The sequence below is a fragment of the Orrella marina genome (assembly GCF_003058465.1).
Classification (GTDB): domain Bacteria; phylum Pseudomonadota; class Gammaproteobacteria; order Burkholderiales; family Burkholderiaceae_B; genus Algicoccus; species Algicoccus marinus.
On record NZ_CP028901.1, the window covers coordinates 471,163 to 491,968 of the forward strand.

Consider the following 20,806-nt stretch of genomic DNA (forward strand, 5'->3'; position numbering starts at 1 on the left):
TCCGGCAACCCGGCGCAGTCGGACCTCTGCGTGCTGAGCGTTCGGGGGCATCAGGCGGGTCGGGCACGTTCGGAGGATCCGGTGTGAGAGCCCGGACTCTCATTGCATGAGCGGCCGTTCAACCGTATATATTGAGACAACTGTCCAGGATGCGTGTGAGCAAGAGCCGATGGGTTCTGGCGCTAAGGCTTTGTTTGTGTCCGAAATGAGGTGCGGCCTATACACTAAGCTCACGTTCAGCTGGTTTGCAGAAAACTCATCAAAATCAAAAATTTATATTACATGTATAGCATAAGCGGCCGTGTGGGCTGGATCAGTGCCCTGCGGTTCGTAAGCTTTGTCTTGCTGGTATTTGTCTGTCAGACAGCTTTCGCCAGAGCTGTCTCTATAGGTGTGGTGGCGGATAACGAGCCTTATTCGAGTTTTGGCAGCGCGGGCTTGCAGGGCTTCTCGATTGATGTGCTTGACGAGGTTAGCCGAATCAGTGGCGTCAGCTTTGAGTACAGGATGGGAAGCTGGCCGGAGATCTATGGGGCGTTTCTGCGTGGCGAGCTCGATGCGGTCGATGAGATTTCCTGGCGTGAGGACAGAGCCGAGCGCATGCTTTTCACCAGTCCGTATCACGTCAGGCAGACTATCGTCATGCACGATGCCAATCGTCCGCTCAAGGGTGTTTCTTCGGTAGAGGACCTCAGGGGTTTGCGCATCGGCATGTTGCGTGACGTTTACTACGCAGATTCCTTGCGTGGCGCCGATTTGGATTTGCATGAATACAACCTGCAATCTGATCTGGTGCGCGCACTGGCATTTGGCTGGGTCGATGCCATCATTGGCTCCGAGGCCACTCTTCAGTTTTTTGCGCGTCAACAGGGTTTTGCGAACTTGCAGGTCGTCGGGCCGGCCCCACTCAATGGTCAGGAGGCAGAGGACTTCCGGATTGCAGTTCAGCTCGATGATCTCGATCTGCATGACCAGCTGGAGAGGGCAATTCTGGCCATTGATCCGAACTGGATCCGGAATGTGCTGGAACGCTGGCAGGAATATGGAGGAAAGTCTCTGCAAACTGCCCGGTTTGTGCTGACACCCGCGCAGCAGGCAACGGTCAGGCAGCAAGCTCCTTTACGCGTGGGACTGATTCGGGACTATGCGCCTTTAAGCTTTGAAGATGGTGGCCAGATTCTTGGATTTGCGGTGGATGTACTGGCGCGGGTGATGGACATGTCGGGCCTGCAGGCAATCCCGGTGGTCGGCCATTGGGGGCAGCTCATCGAGATGTTTCAACGCGGCGAAATCGACGTCATGACGAACATCTCTGATCTGCCGGCGCGGCACTCTTTTGCGCGTTTTACAGATCCGTATCATGATGTGTCAGTCGTCGGTTTTACCTTGTCTTCTTCCAGGCGGATGAAGTCGATCCACGATGTCAAAGACCTGCGGGTGGGTTACGGGGGCGGTATTTTCTATGAAACCGCCTTGCGTGCTGCGATCGGCGAGAATGCGATAGCGTTTGACAGTCAGGAGGCGATGTTCCAGGCGCTCCAGCAAGGTAAGGTCGATCTTGTGCTCGCCGCTCTGGACAACGGGAACCACTGGATCCGGGAGCTGGGTATGGGCGATGTCTATATCGCCGGTGAGTTGAGTATTGATGATGTGGTTCGTGAGGACTTGAGGTTTGCCGTTCGACCCGCTCTTGAGCCGCTGGTGCCTATTCTGAATCAGGCGCTGGCGTCGATTTCTCCCAAGGAAATGCGAGCAATCGAGAATCGCTGGCTCGGGGCCAAGTTCATGGCAACCGATGGCTGGGTTGAACCCTTGCTTCTGACTGATGCGGAACAGGCATTTTTAGCCTCCAGAAACAGGGTTCTGCGCTTTTGTGCCCACCCTGACTGGATGCCGATCGAGGGTGTGGATACTTCGGGGCGTCAAATGGGACTCGCGTCAGGGATGTTGAGCCGGGTTCACTCCCAGGTTGTTGTTGAGCTCGAGCTCCACAGAACTGCTTCATGGACCGAGTCGGTTGATGCGCTCGAAGCTGGTCAGTGTGATCTGCTGGCTGCCGCACCGGTTGCCTTGCGGTCAACACATCCTATGTTGTTCACGGACGTTTATTACAATTTGCCGACGGTGGTGCTTGGAAGGCTTGAGTCTGCTTTTTTCGGATCCATGTCTGAGCTTGCGGGGCAGACGCTGGCGGTGCTGGCTGAGACGGGGCTGTTTCAGGAACTGCGAGTTCGCTATCCGGGCCTGGATCTTGTTGAGGTCGAAAGCGAGGCACAAGGCTTGAAACTGGTCGCCAGTGGTGATGTCTACGGTTATGTCGGAACCCTGGCAACGAGTAGTCAGGCTCTTCAGGACCTTGGGCTGGCCGATATTCGCGTGATTGGTCGGGTGCCGGGCGACACATCGATTGCCATGGCCACTCAGGCTGATCAGGAGATCCTGGCTGGTATCTTGCGCCGTGTGGTCAGTTCGATTCCGCCAGCGCAGTTGCGTCGGCTTGGCGACGAGTGGGTAACCGTGCGGCTACAGCAGCAGACCGACTACACGCTCATATGGCAGGCGCTGGGCGGGGCGATTATCCTGCTCGTTTTGCTGGCGTACTGGTTGCGCAAGCTAAAGGCATTGAATAATGAGCTGGCTCTGGCCAATCGCAAGCTGGCTTTGATTGGCATGACGGATCATTTGACCGGTCTGGGCAATCGCACATTGTTTCACCAGGATTTCGAGAGACTCTTCAGTCAGGCGAAGCAAGAGCAAGTGTATTTCATGGTTGCGATGCTTGATCTGGACCATTTCAAATCGGTGAATGACAACTTTGGTCACGCTGCGGGTGATGAGTCTCTGCGTCGTATAGCCGAGATACTCAGAGCACACTTTGCTCGATCCGAGGATCGTCTGGTTCGTTACGGTGGCGAGGAGTTCCTTGTTTTTTCGCTGATGACGCAAGACGCCCAGAACCCTGATGCATTCACCAAGCTGGAACAGTTGCGAGAGAGTGTCGCGAGCGAGCCAGTCTACTTTGAGGGTAACCGGATCAATCTGACTGTCAGCATCGGCTATTGTCTGAAGATACCGCTTGCGAACAGTCAGGCAAGCGACTGGCTGCGCAGCGCTGACGAGGCCTTATATCAATCCAAGGCTGAAGGGAGAAACCGGGTTCTCGGCAATAGTCTTTGATGTTTCGTTTCCCGAAACAGTCACAACTTGTTACCCCGTTGCCGTCTCTACATCCGTAAATATCTGTTCGTGACCCGTTCCTTGCGTTAACTCTCTATAGAGGTTCAATGACACCGTCATTCGTAAGACAGGAAAGCAGACGAGGGAGTACAGGGATGGGCAAGGATGATGTGATTCGTGTTTACTGGCAGCCCGGATGCACCAGTTGTCTCAGAACCAAAGAGTTTCTGACAAGGTATGACGTGCCGTTCGAGTCACGTAATGTTCTGGCTGACGATCAGGCCTTTGAAGAACTCGCCCGGTTCGGGCTGCGTCATGTTCCGATCGTCACGCGCGGTGATCGCTGGGCCAATGGTGCCATCTTGAAGGATGTGGCAGATCTGGTCGGTATTGAAGGTGTCGACATGACGATGTTGCCACCGCAGGAACTGTGGCGACGTCTGGAGCTGTTTCTCGACGGGACAATGCGTTTATACGCTCAGATACCAGATGACGCTTTGCATAATCTGCTGCCCAACAGACCACGCAGTTACACGGATCTTGTGTATCACATCTTCAGCAATGCCGATGCCTTCGTAGAAGAAAAAGAAGGCATTCCACTGGTCGTCGAGTCTTATCGCCGGCGGCCTGCCGAGGGGGCCAATGGTCGCGAGCACATTGCTGCCTATGCACAGACTGTTCGTTCCCGGCTCAACGACTGGCATGACAAAACGTTTGCAGCGTGTGACTGGAAGAAGCGAGCTGACGTGTTTTACGGGGAGCAGAATCAGCACCAGTTTCTTGAACGGACTGTCTGGCATTGTGGCCAGCATGCACGACAGCTGATGTGGGTGCTCGAGGGCATGAACGTCCTGGTGAAAGATCCCATTCCAGACCAGGCGTTTGCCGGATTGCCTATGCCCCAGAAGGTCTGGGATGACTGAGAGCAGACGAGTTTACGGGCGCGTCCTCACAAGCGGGCTTGCGGGTTCAGGACGGGGTTGAGTGCTGCGATTGAGTACGATCGCCTGCCTCGCTGGGTTCTTGCAGGAAGTTGCTCGCGGGTAACGATGAATGGCGGGTTGGTCTTTGTCACGTCCTCGCCCCGAAGTATCAAGGTTCTGTGTTCCGGTTTACGGACAATCGGGTCGTAGTGGGCAGGCTGGTCGCCATAATGGCGACCAGATGGTACAACCCCGTATGGTTCAGCAAGAAGTAGCCAGGCAGGCGCTTCGATTGACGGTACCGTGGCATGGGCCGCAATTCGTCAGACCAATGGATCTGCGATCTGGTCAATCGACTGTTTCGGGCTGCCTGGCGCAAAGTCCGAGCTATGTGTTATTCAAGTGATCTGGCGCGATTGACTTTCTCCAGGGTGAACTCACCGTTCTCTTTGGCGAATGTCACGAAGTCTTCACGGCTCTGAAACGTCCCGGCTTCACTACCAATTTTGATCAGCTTGTCCTGAACCTGCGGATCGGCAAGCACCTCCTTGCTGACTTCAAATAGCTTCTGTGTCACATCATCTGGCAGACCGGCTGGTCCAAACAGACCGAACCAGAAACTGTATTCGAATCCATCCACACCGGACTCTGCAATCGTGGGTAGCTCTGGTGCAATCGGTGACCGCTTTGCAGATGATATGGCGAGCATCCTGACTTTTTCGCCGCGACCTAGCGGAAGTACTGACGGGGCTGTTCCCATTGAAAAGTCGACTTCGCCTTGCGCAACCGCAACGAGCGCCGGGTTTCCTCCCTTAAAAGGAACGTGTGTGAACTCTGTGCCCATGTAATCCTGGAGCATGACCGCCGATGTGTGCGGAGAACCGGCGATACCAGAAGATGAATAGAACATCGTTCCTGGGTTTGCTTTCGCCTTGTCCATAAACTCAGAAAAAGACTTTGGGCCGGTTTCGGTGTTGACAGCAAGAATGAGCGGATAGCTACCGAGCAGATTGATCGGAGTGAAGTCGTCGGCCGTGTATGACACACTGTATGCCGTCTGATCGACTCCGTAGATGTTGCCGGTTGCCAGACCCAGCACGTAACCGTCAGCAGGGGCTTTCGCAAGTGCATTGGAGGCAATCGTGCTACCTGCACCCGGTCTGCTTTCAATCACTATCGGCTGTCCGAGCTTCTCTGACATCGCGCCTGTTACAAGCCTGGCAATCAAGTCAGCCGAACCGCCAGGGCTATATCCGACAAGAACACGAATCGGCCGGTCCGGGTATTCGGCATGAGCGACTCCTGACGTCAATGCCACGCACAAAGCACTCGCAAGTAAACGTACCTTCATTTCTGTCTCCTCTGTTTGCAGACTCAGATTGTTTTTCATGCCGTCGACCGGATTCCGAATGGTCGCTGGAGTCTTGCAGTCCATCAAACCAAAACTTCCGGTTAGTGTCGAGAGAAAGTCCCCAATACCACAAAATAGTCCACAATACGAGATAAAAATAATCTTAATGTGATTAAATCAAGAATGAATTATGTCCAAATTTTTATCATAAACATTTGATATTTAATTGGTTAATGATTGATACTGGCATTCTATTCCATATTTTAGTCTGCAATATGGACTTTTTTGAATTGACGTTCTGGTGGTGGTTTCTTACGATCCCCAACTCTGATCTGGTCAGAGGCAAGACCTTCAGTTCAGTTTGCCGAACACCATGCCGACCAGATGCCGGAAACAACATAGAGGAGATAAACGTGTCGAAAGGTCGATTGATTAAAGGGCTGATGACGAGCCTTACGATGATGGTGGCTTCGTCCGTGCTTGCAAGCAATGACTATCCGAGTAAGCCGATCAAAGTCGTTGTTCCATACGCTGCCGGTGCCAGCACGGACGGCCTGGCTCGTCTGGTCGGTAATGAAGTTTCCGAAATACTCGGGCAGCCGGTGATTGCCGAGAATCGTGCCGGGGCTGGTGGCACCATTGCATCGGATTATGTCAGGCGCCAGGATCCTGATGGCTATACATTCATGTTGACAACCGACGGAATCATGTCGGTGAATCCGGCAATCTACAAGTCTTTGGCGTATGACTCACTAAAGGATTTCAGTCCACTGTCCGTTGCAGTGAGCGTTCCTCTGGTGCTGGTTGTTAACACGAATTCGCCCTTTCAGACAATGGAGGAATTGCTGGATTTTGCACGAAATAACCCAACCAAGCTCAGTTATGGTTCGGCCGGTGTGGGCAGCTCCCAGCATATGGCCGGGGAATTAATGAAGGAAATGGCTGAAGTGGATATTCAGCATATCCCTTATCGTGGCGGCGCTCCGGCTATGACAGACCTGCTCGGCGGGCACATTGACATGATGCTCGTGCAAACAGCATCCGCCAAGGCGCTTGCTGCAGACAACAAGATCAGAATTCTGGGCATTGGAAGCCCGGAGCGCAGCGCGATCCTTCCTGACGTCAGAACCTTTCAGGAAATAGGGCTGGATGGCTACGATTCAAACACCTGGTATGGGTTCAATATGCCGGGTGGGGCGGATCCTGCTGTTCAGCAAAAACTCAGCGAGGCGATTGTTCAGGGTTTGAACAACAATCGTCCGAAGCTCGAGGCGCTGGGGTACACCATCGTTGCAAGCACGCCTGATGAAATGCGCAAGTCGATTGAAACCAATCTTCAGAAGTGGGCAACCACAGCGAAGAAGGCTGGCATCTACCAGTCCCAGTAGTCCAGAGGATGTGCCCGGTTCCACAGTGTCGTTCACTACAGGAATGTGAAGAAGCCACCTCCTTGTAAACGAGGTGGCGCTCAGATCAATTCCAGGGCCGTGAGGCCAGTTCATCCCGCAGAACCTCCGGGTGGAGCTCGCCGGACTGGGCACGATTACATCCGGTTCTCTTTTTTACTGTCCATAGAACTTTACTGATGCAGACTCAGAAGATTACTCCCAGCAATGCACTTGAAGGGATCACAATCCTGGATATCGCAGGTCCACTTGGTAATTACTGCGGCAAGCTTTTTGCCGATATGGGGGCAAATGTAATCCTTGTTGAACCACCCGATGGTGCTCCAACGCGGAAATCCGCCCCATTCATCAATGGTCGTGACGACCTCAATGCAAGTCTGGTTTTTCAGTATCAGAACACGAACAAACGCAGCATCGCACTGAATCTGGATTGTGTTCGGGACAAGAGCGTGTTTCTCGCATTGGCGAGAAAATGCCAGATTGTCCTGGAAAGTGAGCAGCCTGGAGTCATGGCTGCACGAGGACTTGACTATCAGACGCTTAGCAAGATCAATCCGGCACTGATCATGACGAGCGTGACTGCGTTTGGTCAGGACGGTCCGTTTGCGCACTGGCAGGCAACAGATCTGACGGCGATGGGCATGGGAGGCATGCTTTACCTTGCAGGCTATCCCGACACAGCTCCGATGGTCGCCTGCGGTGAGCAAGCGATCGGAGCGGCCAACCTGTTTGCATCCGTCGCGACAATGGCCTGCATTCTGGATGCCGAAATTTCGGGACAAGGGCAGCACATTGACGTATCCATGCAGGAATGTGTGGTGTTGGGGCTAGAGAACGCCGTGCAGTTCTATGACCTGGAGGGCACGGTTCGAAAGCGAAATGCAGGCACTCAGAGACTTGCCGGTACGGGCGTGTTTGCATGCAAGGACGGTTTCATTTATCTGATGGCCGGTGGTATTGGCAGCAACCGATTTTGGTCAATCACCACAGACTGGTTGCTCGAAGAAAAGCTGGATAAAGCACGGCAGTTCAGAGAGCCAAGATGGAACGATCAGGCATTTCTGGCCAGTGATGAAGCCAAGGCGATCTTCGATGATGTGTTCTCACCATTTGCGCGCCAGTTAACCAAGGCCGAACTGCAGGCAAAAGGCCGTGCCCGCCGTATCCCTGTTGCGCCTATCTGTGATGCCAGCGATATCGCTTCGAGCGGACAACGTGAGCACAGAAAGTTTTTTGTCGATATTGAGGACTCGAAACATACACGCATCAGAATGCCTGGGGCTCCTTCGCTTCTGTCTGAAACTCCATGGAGACTTGAACGTGCGGCACCTGAACTTGGCGAACATAACGCCGAGATTCTGAATTGGGCCGGTTTCGATGCGTCACAGGTTGAACAGTCAAGTGCGGGGCGGGGGAAATCATGAAAAAAATTCTTGATGGATTGCGGGTAATTGACTTTACCTGGATCGGGGCAGGCTCTTACACGACCAAGTTGCTAGCTGACCTTGGTGCAGATGTCATCAAGATCGAGACGGCCAGCCGGCTCGATACCCTGCGGGTCACCAAGCCGTTCAAGGATGGGGTGCCAGGTGTAAATCGAAGCGGATATTTTGCAGATCGAAATTCAAGCAAGAAAAGCATCACACTCAATATCAAGCATCCGCAGGGGCTGGACCTGGCGAAGCAGCTGATCGTCAAGGCCGATCTCGTCACCAACAATTTCACGCCAGGCGTGATGGAAAAGCTTGGACTTGGCTATGACGTGATCAGGGCAATATCACCACGAATCGTTTATGCCGCGATGTCGATGCAGGGGTCTACAGGTCCCGAGCGAGCAGACCTGGGATACGGACTTACGATCACGGCAGTTACCGGATTTCAGCACATGACTGGCTTGCCCGATCGCCTGCCTGCCGGTACGGGTACGAACTATCCTGATCATATCCCCAACCCGGGCCATGCCGCCTTTGCGATTCTGGCAGCTTTGCGTCATCAGCGAAGGACGGGTCAGGGACAACAGATTGATATTGCGCAGGTCGAACCTACGTTGTGCATGATAGCCCCTTCGCTTATGAACTACACCGTCAACGGCGTGGTTGACACCAGGTGCGGCAATCGGCATCGGGACTATGCGCCGCAAGGTGTCTACCGTGCGAATGGGGATGACCGATGGATCACGATCAGTATACAGAATCAGACACAGTGGTTGGCATTGGTCAAAGCCCTTGGACTGCCTGTCAATGATGACTGGGACCTGGTCGAGAATCGTAGACGGGACCATGACCAGATCGATCGATTGATCGAGGAGGAAACCAGCAAGCACGATGCACTGGTGCTGGCTGCGCGACTGCAGCAGTTGTCGATTGCTGCTGGTCCAGTCAACGATTCTCGCGATGTTGTCAGCAACGACCCTCAACTGGCAGCGCGCGGGCACTGGGTTACGTTAAATCATCCTGAGGTCGGACCAAGTCTGTACAACAACTCGCCTTACCGGTTCTCTGAGGCGCAATCCACACCGAATGCGCCAGCGCCCTTGATCGGTCAGCACACCGATGAAGTACTCGAAGGCATGTTGGGATTGAATTTGGACCAGTTGCAAGAGTTGCGCAAATCGGGCGTACTCAACTGACGGATACGTTCAAGAAACAGTCTCTCGAGGAAAAAGACATGCCACTTGTATTTGAAGTCGATAACCACGTTGCGACCATTACGCTCAACAGACCAGAGGCCATGAACAGTATTGATCCGGAAACCCGGTCGCAGCTGCATGATGCCTGGATCAGAATCAAGACAGACGATGCAATACGTGTCGCAATACTGACCGGCGCAGGCGAGAAAGCGTTCTGCACCGGATCCGATCTGAAGAAAACCATGCCACCCAGGGAGAGCTTTGCGGAGCTGACGTTTGGCCGGTCCGAGTCTGATCATCTACTTGCCGGACTGGATACGGACAAACCGTTGATTTGCGCCATCAATGGTTACGCGATGGGAGGTGGAATGGAGCTAGCCTTGGCTTGCGACATTCGCATCGCCTCAGAAAGGGCACAGTTTGCACTGTCCGAAGTCAGAATTGGCAGCATCCCTGGCGCCGGCGGAACACAGCGTCTGCCAAGAGCGATCGGCGCATCGAACGCAATGCTGATGCTCTTGACGGGTGACCGATTTGATGCAAGAGAGGCACTAAGGGTTGGTCTCGTTAGTCAGGTTGTTCCCGCCGCCGATCTCATGGCGCAGGCGCGGGCAATCGCCCTGAGAATCGCGCAAAACGCACCTTTATCGGTGCGCGCAATCAAACGCCTGGTGTATCAGGGTCTGGATATGCCTTTGCCCGCCGCCATGGACGCCGAGCGCTACGTGTTCGGCCTGTTGCGCGACACCGAGGACCGGATCGAAGGGCGTCGAGCATTTCAGGAGAAGCGCCAGCCAGAGTACAAGGGACGCTGACCCCGGGTTACTTCGTTTTAAGCATCATTCAATGCCTGAATCAGGCTCCTTTTAAACTGACCGGATATACAGATGGATTTTGAATTGCCTGAATCTTCACGGATGGTCCGTGACACCGTCGCACGATTTGTCAAATCTGAGCTCATCCCGAACGAGCCGCTGATTATTCGACGTGAAGCTGAGCGCGGGTTCGAAGACACAGCGTTGATTCCTGCCGAGCTTGATGCACACCTGCAGAACAAAGCCAGGGAGATTGGCCTTTGGGGAATTGATGTTCCGCAAGAGTTTGGCGGACAGGATCTGGGAATGCTGACCAAGTGTCTGGTGATCGAACAGCTCAAGCACAGCATCGTGCCATTTGTCTTGCCTCCCGAGAGCCCGAATCTCTTCATGCTCAAGGAGTTGTGCAAGGGCGATCAGATCGACAAGTATCTGCTGCCATACTCGCGAGGTGAAAAGAAAAGCTGCCTGGTTCTCTCCGAGCCTGGTGCCGGCTCGGATGCTGCAGCGATCAAGACTAGCGCAGAACGAAGGAACGGCAAATGGGTACTGAATGGTACCAAGATATGGATAAGCAACGCCCGCAGATCCGATTTCATGATTGTCATGGCTGTTACTGACCGAAAAGCGGGCAAGAAAGGAGCTTTCACTGCGTTCCTCGTAGATCAGGGAACCCCTGGTCTATCAGTTCCCAGTTCTTATCCGATGATTGGTGAGTACCACCCTTACGAGGTAGTCCTTGACAATGTGGAGCTTGACGACAGTCAGGTACTGGGCGAGGTCGGGCAAGGGTTCGCTCCGTTGTCCAAGCGCCTTGGTGTGCGTCGTCTGGAAATCGCTTCCCGGTGCCTGGGATTAGCGAGTCGCTGCCTTTCAATGATGATTGAGCAAGCGAACACCCGGCACACATTTGGTGCGCCACTGGCCGACAGGCAGGCGATTCAATGGTGGATTGCTGACAGCTACCAGGAGTTGGAGATGGTCAGGCTGATGGTTTACCAGATGGCCTGGAAAATGGATTCGGGCGCAGGTGATGTGCGCCTTGATGGTTCAATGGTCAAAGTGCAGGGTACCGAAATGATCACCAGGGTTGTCGATCGTGCGATCCAGCTCTTTGGTGGAATGGGTGTGTCAAAGGGACTACCTCTTGAATATATTTCGAGAATGTGTCGCGTCATGAGAATTGTTGAAGGGCCAAGTGAAGTTCATCGCTGGGTAATTGCCCGTGAGCTTCTGAGAAACGGATTGCCGGAAAATTAAAGGAAGCCTGATGATAAACTTTATCTCGCAAAGCCGTGACATGCGCCTGTATGCCGGCGAGCGGGCTCTGGAGAATTTGCCACGAGAGATGTCGCGGCTCAAAGCGAGCAAGGCAATGGTGATTTGTGGCAATAGTGTTGCCACCAGAACCTCGTTGCCGGACCGTATCAGAGAGATACTCGGTGAATCCTGGGCTGGCATGTTTGGCTATATGGGCAAGGATGCTCCGCTCGAGGACGTACTTGGCGCGGTAGAGTATGCACGCGAGATCAAAGCTGATGTGCTGATTGCGGTCGGTGCGGGCAGTGTCCTCAAGGCGACCAGAGTTGTGGCGATGATGCTTGGCGAGAATAAATCCGTGCAGGATATTGCAACCCGTTTCTTCGAAGACCGTCCACCGGTGAGCCCAAAACTACTCGCTCCCAAGCCTCCCATCATCAACGTGCTTACAGCTGCGACCTCTGCTCAGAACAGGGCGGGGGCGGCGATCCATAACCCGACCGGTGGTCCGCGTCTGGAGTTTTTCGACCCCAAGACACGACCGTGTGCTGTTTTCTGGGATCACGAAGCGCTCATGACCGCGCCACCCTCCCTGGCGATATCGACGGGAGTAAGCGTTTTCTGGAGATCGCTAATGAACATTGCGGCGATTGATACGGCGAACCCGCTGGTCCAGGCCTCTCGTCTGCATGCGTTCGAGTTGGCTCGAACCAGTCTTCCCCGGGCGGGTGATCCTGAGGATGTGACCGCTCGCATGAGTCTTTGCGCTGCTGCATTGCTGCAGAACCGAGACGAGGATGATGGTGGACGCCCATTTGATGTTCACTGGATTGCCAGTAGTGTCTATGCGCTGGGCGCAGCATTGTTCAATCGTGTGCGGCACCTGGATCAGGGCATTACGCATGCCATACTGACTCCGGCAGCAATTCAGAACTTTCACGACCTGTCTTCAACCGCGGTCGAAACAATTGGTGCGCGACTCGGTCTCGAGCCGTGCGAGGCTGGGGACCCAGATCGAGTCTGCCAGCAAGTCAGAGACTATTTTGCTCAGTTTGGATTTCCGTTGACGCTGGGCGAACATGGGGTCGAGCTAAGTGATCTCCTTCCAGCTTTGCATAATTCTTTACACAATTTCAACGCCAACCGTAGCGGGGGACTGCATCTGCACCGGGATCGGCTCGAGCGGATCCTGGAGCAGTCTCTTTAACTCGCGATCGCAGCAGGACCAAATATATGAGTGAATTGAATGCTTCCCGGTTGATTGCAAAGTTTGCAAGTCAGCTTGATCAGCGGCATCTGACTGATGATCTGTCCCATCAGGTGGGCAGGGCCATTATTGATACGGTAGGGGTTGGTGTAGCAGGCAGACACGAGCCAGCCAGCTTGATCGGTATGAAATATGCACGGTCCCTGCCTTCGCAGGAAGTGGCGCGCGCCTGGGGTGAAAGGCATAGACTGTCGCTGCATGCCTGCGTTTTGTATAATGGAATTGCTGCGCATGTGCTAGATTTCGACGATGTGAACTCACCGCTTCGCGGGCATCCCAGTATTGCGTTGTTGCCGCCATTGCTGGCACTGGGAGAGGCAAACGATCTGACAGTTTCCAGAGTTGCTGCTGCGTACGTCGTCGGATTTGAGGTAATGGTCAGAATCGCCCGTGCAATGGTCCAGGATCATTACGCAAAGGGCTGGCACGCGACCACTACACTGGGCACAATTGGTGCAGCGATCGCCTGCTCGAACTTGCTTGGGCTCACTGAGGATCAAACGGTCAACTGCATTGGACTTGCCGTCGCACAAGCTGCTGGTACCCGGGGAAACTTTGGGACGATGGCCAAGTCTTTTCAGACTGGACAGTGTGGGGTTGCCGGCATGACCGCTGCGCTGCTTGCACAGTTCGGGATGACTGCCAGTGATGAAGCGCTTGACGGGGAGCAAGGATTTACGCGCCTGTATGGTGAGTATGAACGGCTGGACGAGTGCCTTGCCGGATTGGAGTCGAGCCCACATGAATTGTTGAACAGTGGCATTGAAATCAAGAAGTACCCGATGTGCTACGCAGCGCACCGCTCCCTGGACGGGATACTTTCGCTTGTCCGTGAACACCGGTTTGAGGCGCAACAGGTGAGGGCGATTCATGTGACGAGCAACTACCGCGCTTTAGTGCCTTTGATTCACAGCCGGCCCACAACTGGTCTTGAGGCCAAATTCAGCATGGAATATGCCATGGCAGCGGCAGTCGTGGATCGACGAATGAGTCTGGCTAGTTTTACGGATGAGGCTGTCATGAGGCCCGAAATTCAGTCATTCCTGTCGAAAGTTACCAAAGCAGAGTGTGCTGGTCCCCAGACTCCTCGCTGGAACGAACTGACTGTTGAACTTGTAAATGGTCAATCTATCCGAAAAAAAATCACGACCTTGCATGGATCCATGCAACATCCATTAAGCGACCAGGAACTCAAGATAAAATGGGATGACTGTATGTCATTTGGTGGCTTTGCTGACCAGGGGGATGCTTTTTTTGAAACAGCGCTCACTCATTCCGATCGAACGGTTCGAGAGCTCATGGTTCTGTTACCGTGCGAATCGATCCAGCAAGCTGTTTGATTGGAATGTATCGACTTATAGGGTGATACCCAGTTACATGAAAGGTTATTGAGTCTTTCGGATGTTTGCCATGGCCAAGCCCGCTGCACCGTTCAATCTGTCCTTGCTCGATCGGGAAACATTACAGGGCTGGCTGCGCAAAAGTACACTGGATCAGCGGCTGGCTCAGCGAGCCAGGATTTTGCTGGAGCTCGGTGCAGGAATGACGCCACGGGCAGTCAGCGAGAAGCTCGATGTTACGGCTCCAGTAGTTTTCAAGTGGCGCAAGCGTTATCTGGAGCAAGGCATTGAGGGACTGAACGATTTGCCTCGCCCGGGTCAGCCCCGCAAACTCAGTGAGAAGAAGGTTCGGGAGATCCTGGACAAGACCGTGCATCAGGTGCCGAAAGAAGCCACCCACTGGAGCCTGCGCCTGATGGCCAAGTACACGGACACCACAGTCTGGCAAGTCAGTCAGGTCTGGGAAGCCGCAGGCTTGAAACCTCATCTGAGCCAGACTTTCAAGATCAACAACGATCCGGACTTTGTCGAGAAGGTGATCGACATCGTCGGGCTCTACATGAATCCTCCTGACAACGCGATGGTGCTATCCGTCGATGAGAAGACACAGATCCAGGCTCTGGACAGAACTCAGGTCCAGTTACCACACTTACCTCCTCGTCCCGGTCAGGTCGAGCGTCGTACGCATGATGACAAGCGCAATGGTACTGCAAGTCTGTATGCCGCTTTTGATGTGGCCTCCGGCAAGGTCATCGGGCGCGTGACCGAGCGCCATCGTGCACAAGCTTTCCTCGATTTCATCTGGCAGATCGATCACGACACCCCGAAAGAGCTGGACCTGCATGTGATTCTGGACAACAGCTCAGCGCACAAGACCGTAGCAGTAAAAGCCTGGCTGGAGAGGAATCCTCGCATCAAGCTGCACTCCACGCCTACTAGCGCATGCTGGCTTGAGGAGGTCGGACAATGGTTCGGTCATCTCGAGGGCAAGGCCCTTGATCGGGGAGGCTTCACCAGCGTGAAAGATTTACGGGAAACCATCAAGACATTCATTGATACACACAACAAGCTCAGCGCCAAACCGTTTCGCTGGACCAAATCGGCTGATGCAATTCTGGCCAGTGTGGGACGTGCAGAAAATTCTTGATTCCGAATCACTGAATGAACCTCAGTCAGCATGCAAGATTATTGACTTCCTCCCAGGCCTGAACGGCGGGGCTTGTCGCGCACCGGGTCAGTCCTGTCTGTGTGGCGGGTCGTTTGCGCCTGAGGCAATCATGAGTCGTCCCTCCATGCGGTTAAAGAAAATGCGCGAACCCTGGCCAGTCCAGTGCGGTGTCAGCTTAATCTCGCGTTCGCAACCAACCAGTATTGCAGTTGATCGCGAACGCGAAGATCGTACAAAGGCTAGCGGCGTACTCAGTCTGCCAGAACGGCTTTCGGGATCCTGTATCCGTCAGGATGATCAACGTATTCAAGTTTCACCGGTGCGTCCAGTCGGATACGGTCGATCACATCATGATCCATGTAACTGACCATGATGGGACCTTCTTCAAGCTCAATGGCCACGACGAGATGCGGAGCGGGATAGGCAGGCAGGTACTTTCGGTGAAATACCGTCCAGGAGATGATCTTCGCATTGCCGGAGATAGGAACCCACTCATAATTCAGACTTAGCGTTTCCGGGCACGCAGGTCCAGGCGGGTAACGGAACACGCCGGACTCTGTACAGCGTTGCAGTTTCATTTCTCCCTGGGCGATACTTTTCCACATGGGTTCGTCATATGGAGAGTAGAGGCGGGGTTGCTGACTCATTATTCGAGACTCCTTTCAAGCGCCGTAGATGACGGACATGGCTTTTCCTGCGACATCGGATATGTACTGCACATGCCTGCAATCCGTCACCTGGCGCTGGTCAAGTCCGCCCCGTACCTGCCGAACTGCTTCGATCTGGTGGTTCCATCCTTGCATGTACGACTCAGAAACATGGCCGCCATGTGTGTTGATGGGTAGCTTGCCGTTCACACCAATTCCTGTTTGCGCGATGAAGTGCGCTGCCTCGCCTTGTTCGCAGAAACCGAATCCTTCCAGTGCAAAGAATATGTGCGGTGTGAAGCTGTCATAGACAAGCAGCGCGTCAATGTCTTTCGGCCCGATTCCGGCAGCCGAATAAACCTGTTGAGCCGCTTTCTGTTGTGCGGGTCGGTAGAAGTCAACGAGTCGAGGACCGAGGCTTGTTGCCTGGTGGTTCAGATCAGAGCGACCCAGGCCACGAATGTAGACCGGTTTCTGTGCTACCTTTCTTGCGCGACTGGCCTCCATGATGATCAACGCAACACCTCCATCGTTGATCAGACAATAGTCGTTCAGGCGCAAGGGTTCTGCGACGTACGGTGCAGCAAGATAGTCGTCAATTGTCAACGGCTTCTTGCTCATGATGGCATTAGGGTTGAGAGAGGCCCATTGCCGCTGACCGACTGCGACCTGTCCGAGATCCTTGTCCGAGAGGTCCCAAAGCGCTTTGTAACGTTGAAACATTAGTGCGTAAAGCGCTCCCTGAGAAGTCAGGCCCCAAGGGCTGTGGTAAACGTACGAGAGAAACGACTGGCCTCCCATGGCTTGCGGTCCTCCGTACTGAACCGCCGCCGAGCGCTGATCATTGCCGTACACCAGCGCCACAACTTCTGCCATGCCAGACTTGATCGCCATCACGGCCTGAAATACAGCCTGCACCGCATCGGCCTGGCCTCCCCAGGTTGGATCAATGTTCAGAATCTCGCCCATACGTTCGTATGCGGTGGTTGGCCCTACGATCAGGCCATCGACCTCGCTGCGATCAATGCCCGCATCGGCGAGCGCTTTCTTGAACGCGACGGTTGCATAGCCGTAGGAGTCGTGTGGCTTCTCTCCGTTGCGAACCCGTCTATAGTCATCGACATAATCTGTGTGTCCTATCCCGACGACAGCCGAGATGTCCGATGTATCCGTGCTTCCATCTGCTATGTTATCTTGCACAATGCGAATCTCCCTTATTGTGGACTTTTGTTGTCTGATAGTGAGATATTAATGGGGTGAGAGCGAAAATAATGTTGGTATTTCTGTCAAAAAGTCCACTTTGTAAAATTCATAAAAATGACTACTGAAAATCTCCGCAGCGGAACTCAAACGATCCAGCGTTGTGCGTTGTTATTGCGGTTGATCACAACCCACAACAGGGCCGGCATGAGATTGATCGATTTGTATCGAGGTGCAGGGCTGACCAGGCCAACGACTCACCGGATTCTTCAGGCACTGGTTGCCGAGGGCCTTGTGCGGCAGGATGAGAATAATCGTCGCTATTACCTTGGCTCTCTGGTCTATGAAATGGGGGTTGCTGCTGCACCGCCACTTGATTTGCGGGACATCTGCCAGCCGATGCTGCAGCGCGTTGCACAGGAGACCGGAGACACCGTTTTTCTGACGATCCGCTCCGGTCTAGATGGTGTCTGCATTGGGCGAGCGGAGGGTGCGTTCCCGATCAAGGCGTTTGTGCTTGATATCGGACGACGCAGGCCGCTTAACATCGGTGGTGGAGCGCTGGCAATTTTGAGCGCTTTGCCAGATGATGAGATTGAGCGCATCTGGAGTGCGAACAGAGCTCGTATCGAACAAAACTATCCGACCTTCAGTCTGGAGAAAATGTGGAAACAGATCAATAACTCCAGGGTGGACGGCTACCTGATCAACGAAGTCGTCGAAGTCGACGGGATCCGGTCGATGGCGACACCAATCATTGGAACCATGAGTCGACCTGTTGGTGCATTGAGTATCTCGGCGCTCAGAGAGCGACTGTCAGGTCCGAACATTGCGGATAAGGTCTCTTCTTTGCAAAATGCGGTGGCGACAATCCAGAGCCGGCTCAAAGAGGCCGAGTTTGCAAGTATGGATCTGTAAAGCTGTTCGAACTCTAGTGTACTGATTGGTTAGTTCAATTATTTAAAAACATCGCCGTTTTTGCACGATCCACGCTGGCCAGAATCGGATCATCCGATTTGGCCCAGCGAATCGGTTTGGCGCTGAGCTTGTTGTGCGTCTCAGTGAATGTCTTGATGGCGTCTCGCAGATCTTTCACGCGCTGGTGAAGCATCCGCGGTACAGGGCTCTGCGCTCGAGTTGACCGAACCATCGTTCAACCGCATTGAGCCAGGATGCACTGGTCGGCGTGAAATGCAGTTTGATGCGAGGGTGCTTTTCCAGCCAGGCTTTCACATCAGCGGTCTTGTGCGTTGAGCTATTGTCCAGAATCACGTGCAGGTTCAGTTCTTTTGGTGTGTTGCGCTCGATCTGCCGCATAAATTCGAGGAATTCTTTCGCACGATGGCGCTCGGTCACTCGCCCGATGATCTTTCCTGAGGCCAAGTCAAAGGCGGCATACAGACTGGCGGTACCGTTGCGCTTGTCATCATGCGTACGACGCTCGACCTGACCGGGACGAGGAGGTAAGTGTGGCAACTGGACCTGAGTTCTGTCCAATGCCTGGATCCGTGTCTTCTCATCGAAGGATAGCACCATCGCGTTTGCAGGGGGATTCATATAGAGTCCGACAATGTCGACCACTTTTTCTGCAAAGTTCGGATCGTTGCTAATTTTAAAAGTCTGTGTCAGATGGGCGGAGCATGTCAAGGGGGTTGTCGCCTGAATCATGCAACAAATCGCTTTTTATCTTTGGTCTGAATCTCGGCTTTCACCGCCTCCTCTCGTTCCGGGTTCAGGGTGACTGCACCGACCGGCGACCAGTTCCTGGTTTGTCCTGACCAACGGGCCGGATTGTTCCGTTTCTGTTGTTGGTACAGCGCATCGCGGGCACCGAGAATCTTGATGTCTTCACCACGATGCCGTTGGTCCGGCGTGACGTACTGGATGCCACTGTGGCGGTGTTCATGGTTGTACCAATGCACAAACGTCGCTCCCCACTGACGTGCAGCTTCCAGCGACTTGAATCCACGGGCCGGAAACTCGGGTCGGTACTTGGCTGTTTTAAAAAGCGATTCGGCGAATGGGAAATGTGTTCGAACACATTTTCCCCTAGTATGTTGCGCCCGAAGATATGTTGTGCTGCCAATGTACATGAGCCAGCGCGGGCCTAGACTCAAGGAGCTTGACGCAACATAAAATCAGGAGTGATCTGGTGATCCACCTATGTAATGGAGGTTCACCATGTTTGAGACGCTTCTGCTTTCTGCCGATGCTCTACGTCGGCATCAAGAAGGTCCCCTTGCTCAGGAGCGGGATCGGTACATAAAGCATTGCGCCGATTCCGGAGCAACTTACTGGTCGTTGCGCACCAAGTGCAATGAGCTCTTGTGGGCAGCCAAACTGATTGGCTCGAATGGCACCAAAGTTTTTGACTCCGAGGCCTTGGATGATCTGACTGACAGGCGAGTCAGTCATCACAACTCATCGACCACCAGAGCGCGATTCATTAATGTCACCCGACCGTGGTTGCGATTCCTTGGTTGGTGGACGGAGCCTGTCAAGACCTACTCGTTTCAAGATCAACTTGATCAGTACTGCCTGTGGATGCGCAATGAGCGCGGATTCTCGCAGACCACCATTGCAGGTTGGCGATCCCGCGTTCGCGATTTCCTGATCTGGTGCGACACGCACGGGCTAGGCCTGGGGAAACTGGTTCCATCCGACATCGATAACTACTTCATGGATGAGGATGCCCATCACTGGGGTCGCATCACTGTAGCCAATATAGCCACGATCTTGAGAATCTTTCTGCGCTATGGGGCCTCGCAAGGTTGGTGCAAGCCCCTGTTGGCCGAGACGATACGCAGCCCCCGCATTTATGGGCAAGAGACGCTACCTTACGCACCGGGTTGGGATGATGTGCAAAGAGTTCTGGCGGCAACCCAGAGCGATCGTGTGAATGACGTTCGCGATCGAGCCATTCTGATGCTGTTGTCGATCTATGGCATGCGGGCCACGGAAGTCGCGACTTTACGACTGGATCAGGTTGACTGGCGCCGACGTGTCATTAGAGTGTTCCGGCTCAAACGGCGGCAACCCCAGGAGTACCCCTTGGTGGAATCCGTGGCACAAGCCCTTGCACACTACGTTGATCACGTACGTTCTGATAGATCTTTCCCAGAAGTGTTTTTGAGTGTGCATTCCCCTTTGCGCCCAATGACTCGGGCAGCGATCTACAAGATCGTAAACAAGAAGTTCACCGCTCTCGGCATTGAGGCTGCACATCGCGGGCCTCATGCACTTCGCCATGCCTGTGCGACCCGTCTGATCAATCAAGGGTCGACCCTCAAGGAGATTGGTGATCACCTTGGTCACCAGACTATGCTGGCAACCCGGACATACGCGAAGGTTGACATGGTGGCACTGCGGCAAGTTGGGAATTTCGATCTGGGAGATCTGCCATGAAACTTGCAAACGCCATCGAGACGTATATCGAGTTTCAGAAATCGATGGGTCTGAAGTCTACGACAGCCCGACGCACTTTACGCCAGTATGCGTGCACGATGGGTGATGTGGATATTGACACTCCGGTAGCACACCAGGTGCTGTCGTTTCTTCAAGGCAAGGGTCCAGTCACTTCAACCTGGAGAGTCAAGTTTCGTCTGCTCTCGGGGTTTTATCGA

15 protein-coding genes and 2 pseudogenes are annotated in these 20,806 nt (G+C 53.9%); 12 read left to right on the forward strand and 5 right to left on the reverse strand.

Annotated elements, in window-relative coordinates; genetic code table 11:
* Window positions 1–282: 282 nt before the first annotated feature.
* The gene (locus DBV39_RS02085; RefSeq protein WP_108620143.1) at window positions 283–3,177 is read left to right on the forward strand and encodes a transporter substrate-binding domain-containing diguanylate cyclase; all 2,895 of its coding nucleotides are present in this window, start codon (window positions 283–285) and stop codon (window positions 3,175–3,177) included.
* 155 nt (window positions 3,178–3,332) lie between these two features.
* Window positions 3,333–4,100 (forward strand): glutaredoxin family protein, encoded by a 768-nt coding sequence (locus DBV39_RS02090; RefSeq protein WP_159078739.1) that lies wholly within the window; start codon window positions 3,333–3,335, stop codon window positions 4,098–4,100.
* 394 nt (window positions 4,101–4,494) lie between these two features.
* Here the strand turns inward: DBV39_RS02090 and DBV39_RS02095 are convergent, their stop codons facing one another.
* The gene (locus tag DBV39_RS02095; RefSeq protein WP_108623029.1) at window positions 4,495–5,451 is read right to left on the reverse strand and encodes a Bug family tripartite tricarboxylate transporter substrate binding protein; all 957 of its coding nucleotides are present in this window, start codon (window positions 5,449–5,451) and stop codon (window positions 4,495–4,497) included.
* A gap of 413 nt (window positions 5,452–5,864) precedes the next feature.
* Between DBV39_RS02095 and DBV39_RS02100 the strand changes: the two genes are divergently transcribed.
* The 8 genes from DBV39_RS02100 (at window position 5,865) to DBV39_RS02135 (ending at window position 15,315) form a co-directional block, all read left to right on the forward strand.
* Window positions 5,865–6,839 (forward strand): Bug family tripartite tricarboxylate transporter substrate binding protein, encoded by a 975-nt coding sequence (locus DBV39_RS02100; protein WP_159078740.1) that lies wholly within the window; start codon window positions 5,865–5,867, stop codon window positions 6,837–6,839.
* 197 nt (window positions 6,840–7,036) lie between these two features.
* Window positions 7,037–8,281 carry a CaiB/BaiF CoA transferase family protein gene (locus tag DBV39_RS02105; protein ID WP_108620146.1) on the forward strand — a complete coding sequence of 415 codons (1,245 nt, stop codon included), beginning with the start codon at window positions 7,037–7,039 and terminating at the stop codon, window positions 8,279–8,281.
* Window positions 8,278–9,486, forward strand: coding sequence for a CaiB/BaiF CoA transferase family protein (locus DBV39_RS02110; protein ID WP_108620147.1), 1,209 nt, complete (start codon window positions 8,278–8,280; stop codon window positions 9,484–9,486). The genes DBV39_RS02105 and DBV39_RS02110 overlap by 4 nt, the downstream gene beginning before the upstream one ends.
* Before the next feature lie 38 nt (window positions 9,487–9,524).
* A complete protein-coding gene (locus tag DBV39_RS02115; protein WP_108620148.1) occupies window positions 9,525–10,301 on the forward strand; it encodes an enoyl-CoA hydratase/isomerase family protein in 777 nt (258 codons plus the stop codon).
* Between the two features lie 72 nt (window positions 10,302–10,373).
* Window positions 10,374–11,561, forward strand: coding sequence for an acyl-CoA dehydrogenase family protein (locus DBV39_RS02120; RefSeq protein ID WP_108620149.1), 1,188 nt, complete (start codon window positions 10,374–10,376; stop codon window positions 11,559–11,561).
* Between the two features lie 10 nt (window positions 11,562–11,571).
* A complete protein-coding gene (locus tag DBV39_RS02125) occupies window positions 11,572–12,768 on the forward strand; it encodes an iron-containing alcohol dehydrogenase (RefSeq protein WP_108620150.1) in 1,197 nt (398 codons plus the stop codon).
* A gap of 26 nt (window positions 12,769–12,794) precedes the next feature.
* Window positions 12,795–14,168, forward strand: a complete 1,374-nt coding sequence (locus tag DBV39_RS02130; RefSeq protein ID WP_108620151.1) for an MmgE/PrpD family protein — start codon at window positions 12,795–12,797, stop codon at window positions 14,166–14,168.
* Between the two features lie 70 nt (window positions 14,169–14,238).
* Complete coding sequence (locus DBV39_RS02135; protein WP_108623030.1) at window positions 14,239–15,315, forward strand: IS630 family transposase; 1,077 nt, start codon at window positions 14,239–14,241, stop codon at window positions 15,313–15,315.
* A gap of 272 nt (window positions 15,316–15,587) precedes the next feature.
* On the opposite strand, the gene DBV39_RS02140 is transcribed toward DBV39_RS02135, so the two are convergent.
* Both DBV39_RS02140 and DBV39_RS02145 read right to left on the reverse strand, forming a co-directional pair.
* Window positions 15,588–15,983, reverse strand: a complete 396-nt coding sequence (locus DBV39_RS02140; RefSeq protein ID WP_108620152.1) for a Zn-ribbon domain-containing OB-fold protein — start codon at window positions 15,981–15,983, stop codon at window positions 15,588–15,590.
* Between the two features lie 15 nt (window positions 15,984–15,998).
* On the reverse strand, window positions 15,999–17,183 hold the full coding sequence (locus DBV39_RS02145) for a thiolase C-terminal domain-containing protein (protein WP_227870770.1): 1,185 nt from the start codon (window positions 17,181–17,183) through the stop codon (window positions 15,999–16,001).
* Between the two features lie 207 nt (window positions 17,184–17,390).
* Between DBV39_RS02145 and DBV39_RS02150 the strand changes: the two genes are divergently transcribed.
* The gene (locus DBV39_RS02150; protein WP_159078741.1) at window positions 17,391–18,101 is read left to right on the forward strand and encodes an IclR family transcriptional regulator; all 711 of its coding nucleotides are present in this window, start codon (window positions 17,391–17,393) and stop codon (window positions 18,099–18,101) included.
* A gap of 34 nt (window positions 18,102–18,135) precedes the next feature.
* On the opposite strand, the pseudogene DBV39_RS02155 reads toward DBV39_RS02150, so the two are convergent.
* Both DBV39_RS02155 and DBV39_RS02160 read right to left on the reverse strand, forming a co-directional pair.
* Window positions 18,136–18,815: pseudogene (locus DBV39_RS02155) on the reverse strand (IS630 family transposase); the annotation flags it as partial.
* A gap of 32 nt (window positions 18,816–18,847) precedes the next feature.
* Window positions 18,848–19,207: pseudogene (locus DBV39_RS02160) on the reverse strand (integrase core domain-containing protein); the annotation flags it as partial.
* 157 nt (window positions 19,208–19,364) lie between these two features.
* Here DBV39_RS02160 and DBV39_RS02165 point away from each other — a divergent pair.
* A complete protein-coding gene (locus DBV39_RS02165) occupies window positions 19,365–20,588 on the forward strand; it encodes a tyrosine-type recombinase/integrase (protein WP_108620155.1) in 1,224 nt (407 codons plus the stop codon).
* The last annotated feature ends 218 nt before the right edge of the window (window positions 20,589–20,806 follow it).

Excerpts from the sequence above, each read along its gene's own strand:
- DBV39_RS02110 (WP_108620147.1), top strand. The coding sequence starts at position 8,278 with ATGAAAAAAATTCTTGATGGATTGCGGGTAATTGACTTTACCTGGATC.
- DBV39_RS02130 (WP_108620151.1), top strand. The coding sequence starts at position 12,795 with ATGAGTGAATTGAATGCTTCCCGGTTGATTGCAAAGTTTGCAAGTCAG.
- DBV39_RS02085 (WP_108620143.1), top strand. The coding sequence starts at position 283 with ATGTATAGCATAAGCGGCCGTGTGGGCTGGATCAGTGCCCTGCGGTTC.
- DBV39_RS02125 (WP_108620150.1), top strand. The coding sequence starts at position 11,572 with ATGATAAACTTTATCTCGCAAAGCCGTGACATGCGCCTGTATGCCGGC.
- DBV39_RS02095 (WP_108623029.1), bottom strand. The coding sequence starts at position 5,451 with ATGAAGGTACGTTTACTTGCGAGTGCTTTGTGCGTGGCATTGACGTCA.
- DBV39_RS02150 (WP_159078741.1), top strand. The coding sequence starts at position 17,391 with ATGAGATTGATCGATTTGTATCGAGGTGCAGGGCTGACCAGGCCAACG.
- DBV39_RS02090 (WP_159078739.1), top strand. The coding sequence starts at position 3,333 with ATGGGCAAGGATGATGTGATTCGTGTTTACTGGCAGCCCGGATGCACC.
- DBV39_RS02105 (WP_108620146.1), top strand. The coding sequence starts at position 7,037 with ATGCAGACTCAGAAGATTACTCCCAGCAATGCACTTGAAGGGATCACA.
- DBV39_RS02120 (WP_108620149.1), top strand. The coding sequence starts at position 10,374 with ATGGATTTTGAATTGCCTGAATCTTCACGGATGGTCCGTGACACCGTC.
- DBV39_RS02140 (WP_108620152.1), bottom strand. The coding sequence starts at position 15,983 with ATGAGTCAGCAACCCCGCCTCTACTCTCCATATGACGAACCCATGTGG.
- DBV39_RS02165 (WP_108620155.1), top strand. The coding sequence starts at position 19,365 with ATGTTTGAGACGCTTCTGCTTTCTGCCGATGCTCTACGTCGGCATCAA.
- DBV39_RS02135 (WP_108623030.1), top strand. The coding sequence starts at position 14,239 with ATGGCCAAGCCCGCTGCACCGTTCAATCTGTCCTTGCTCGATCGGGAA.
- DBV39_RS02115 (WP_108620148.1), top strand. The coding sequence starts at position 9,525 with ATGCCACTTGTATTTGAAGTCGATAACCACGTTGCGACCATTACGCTC.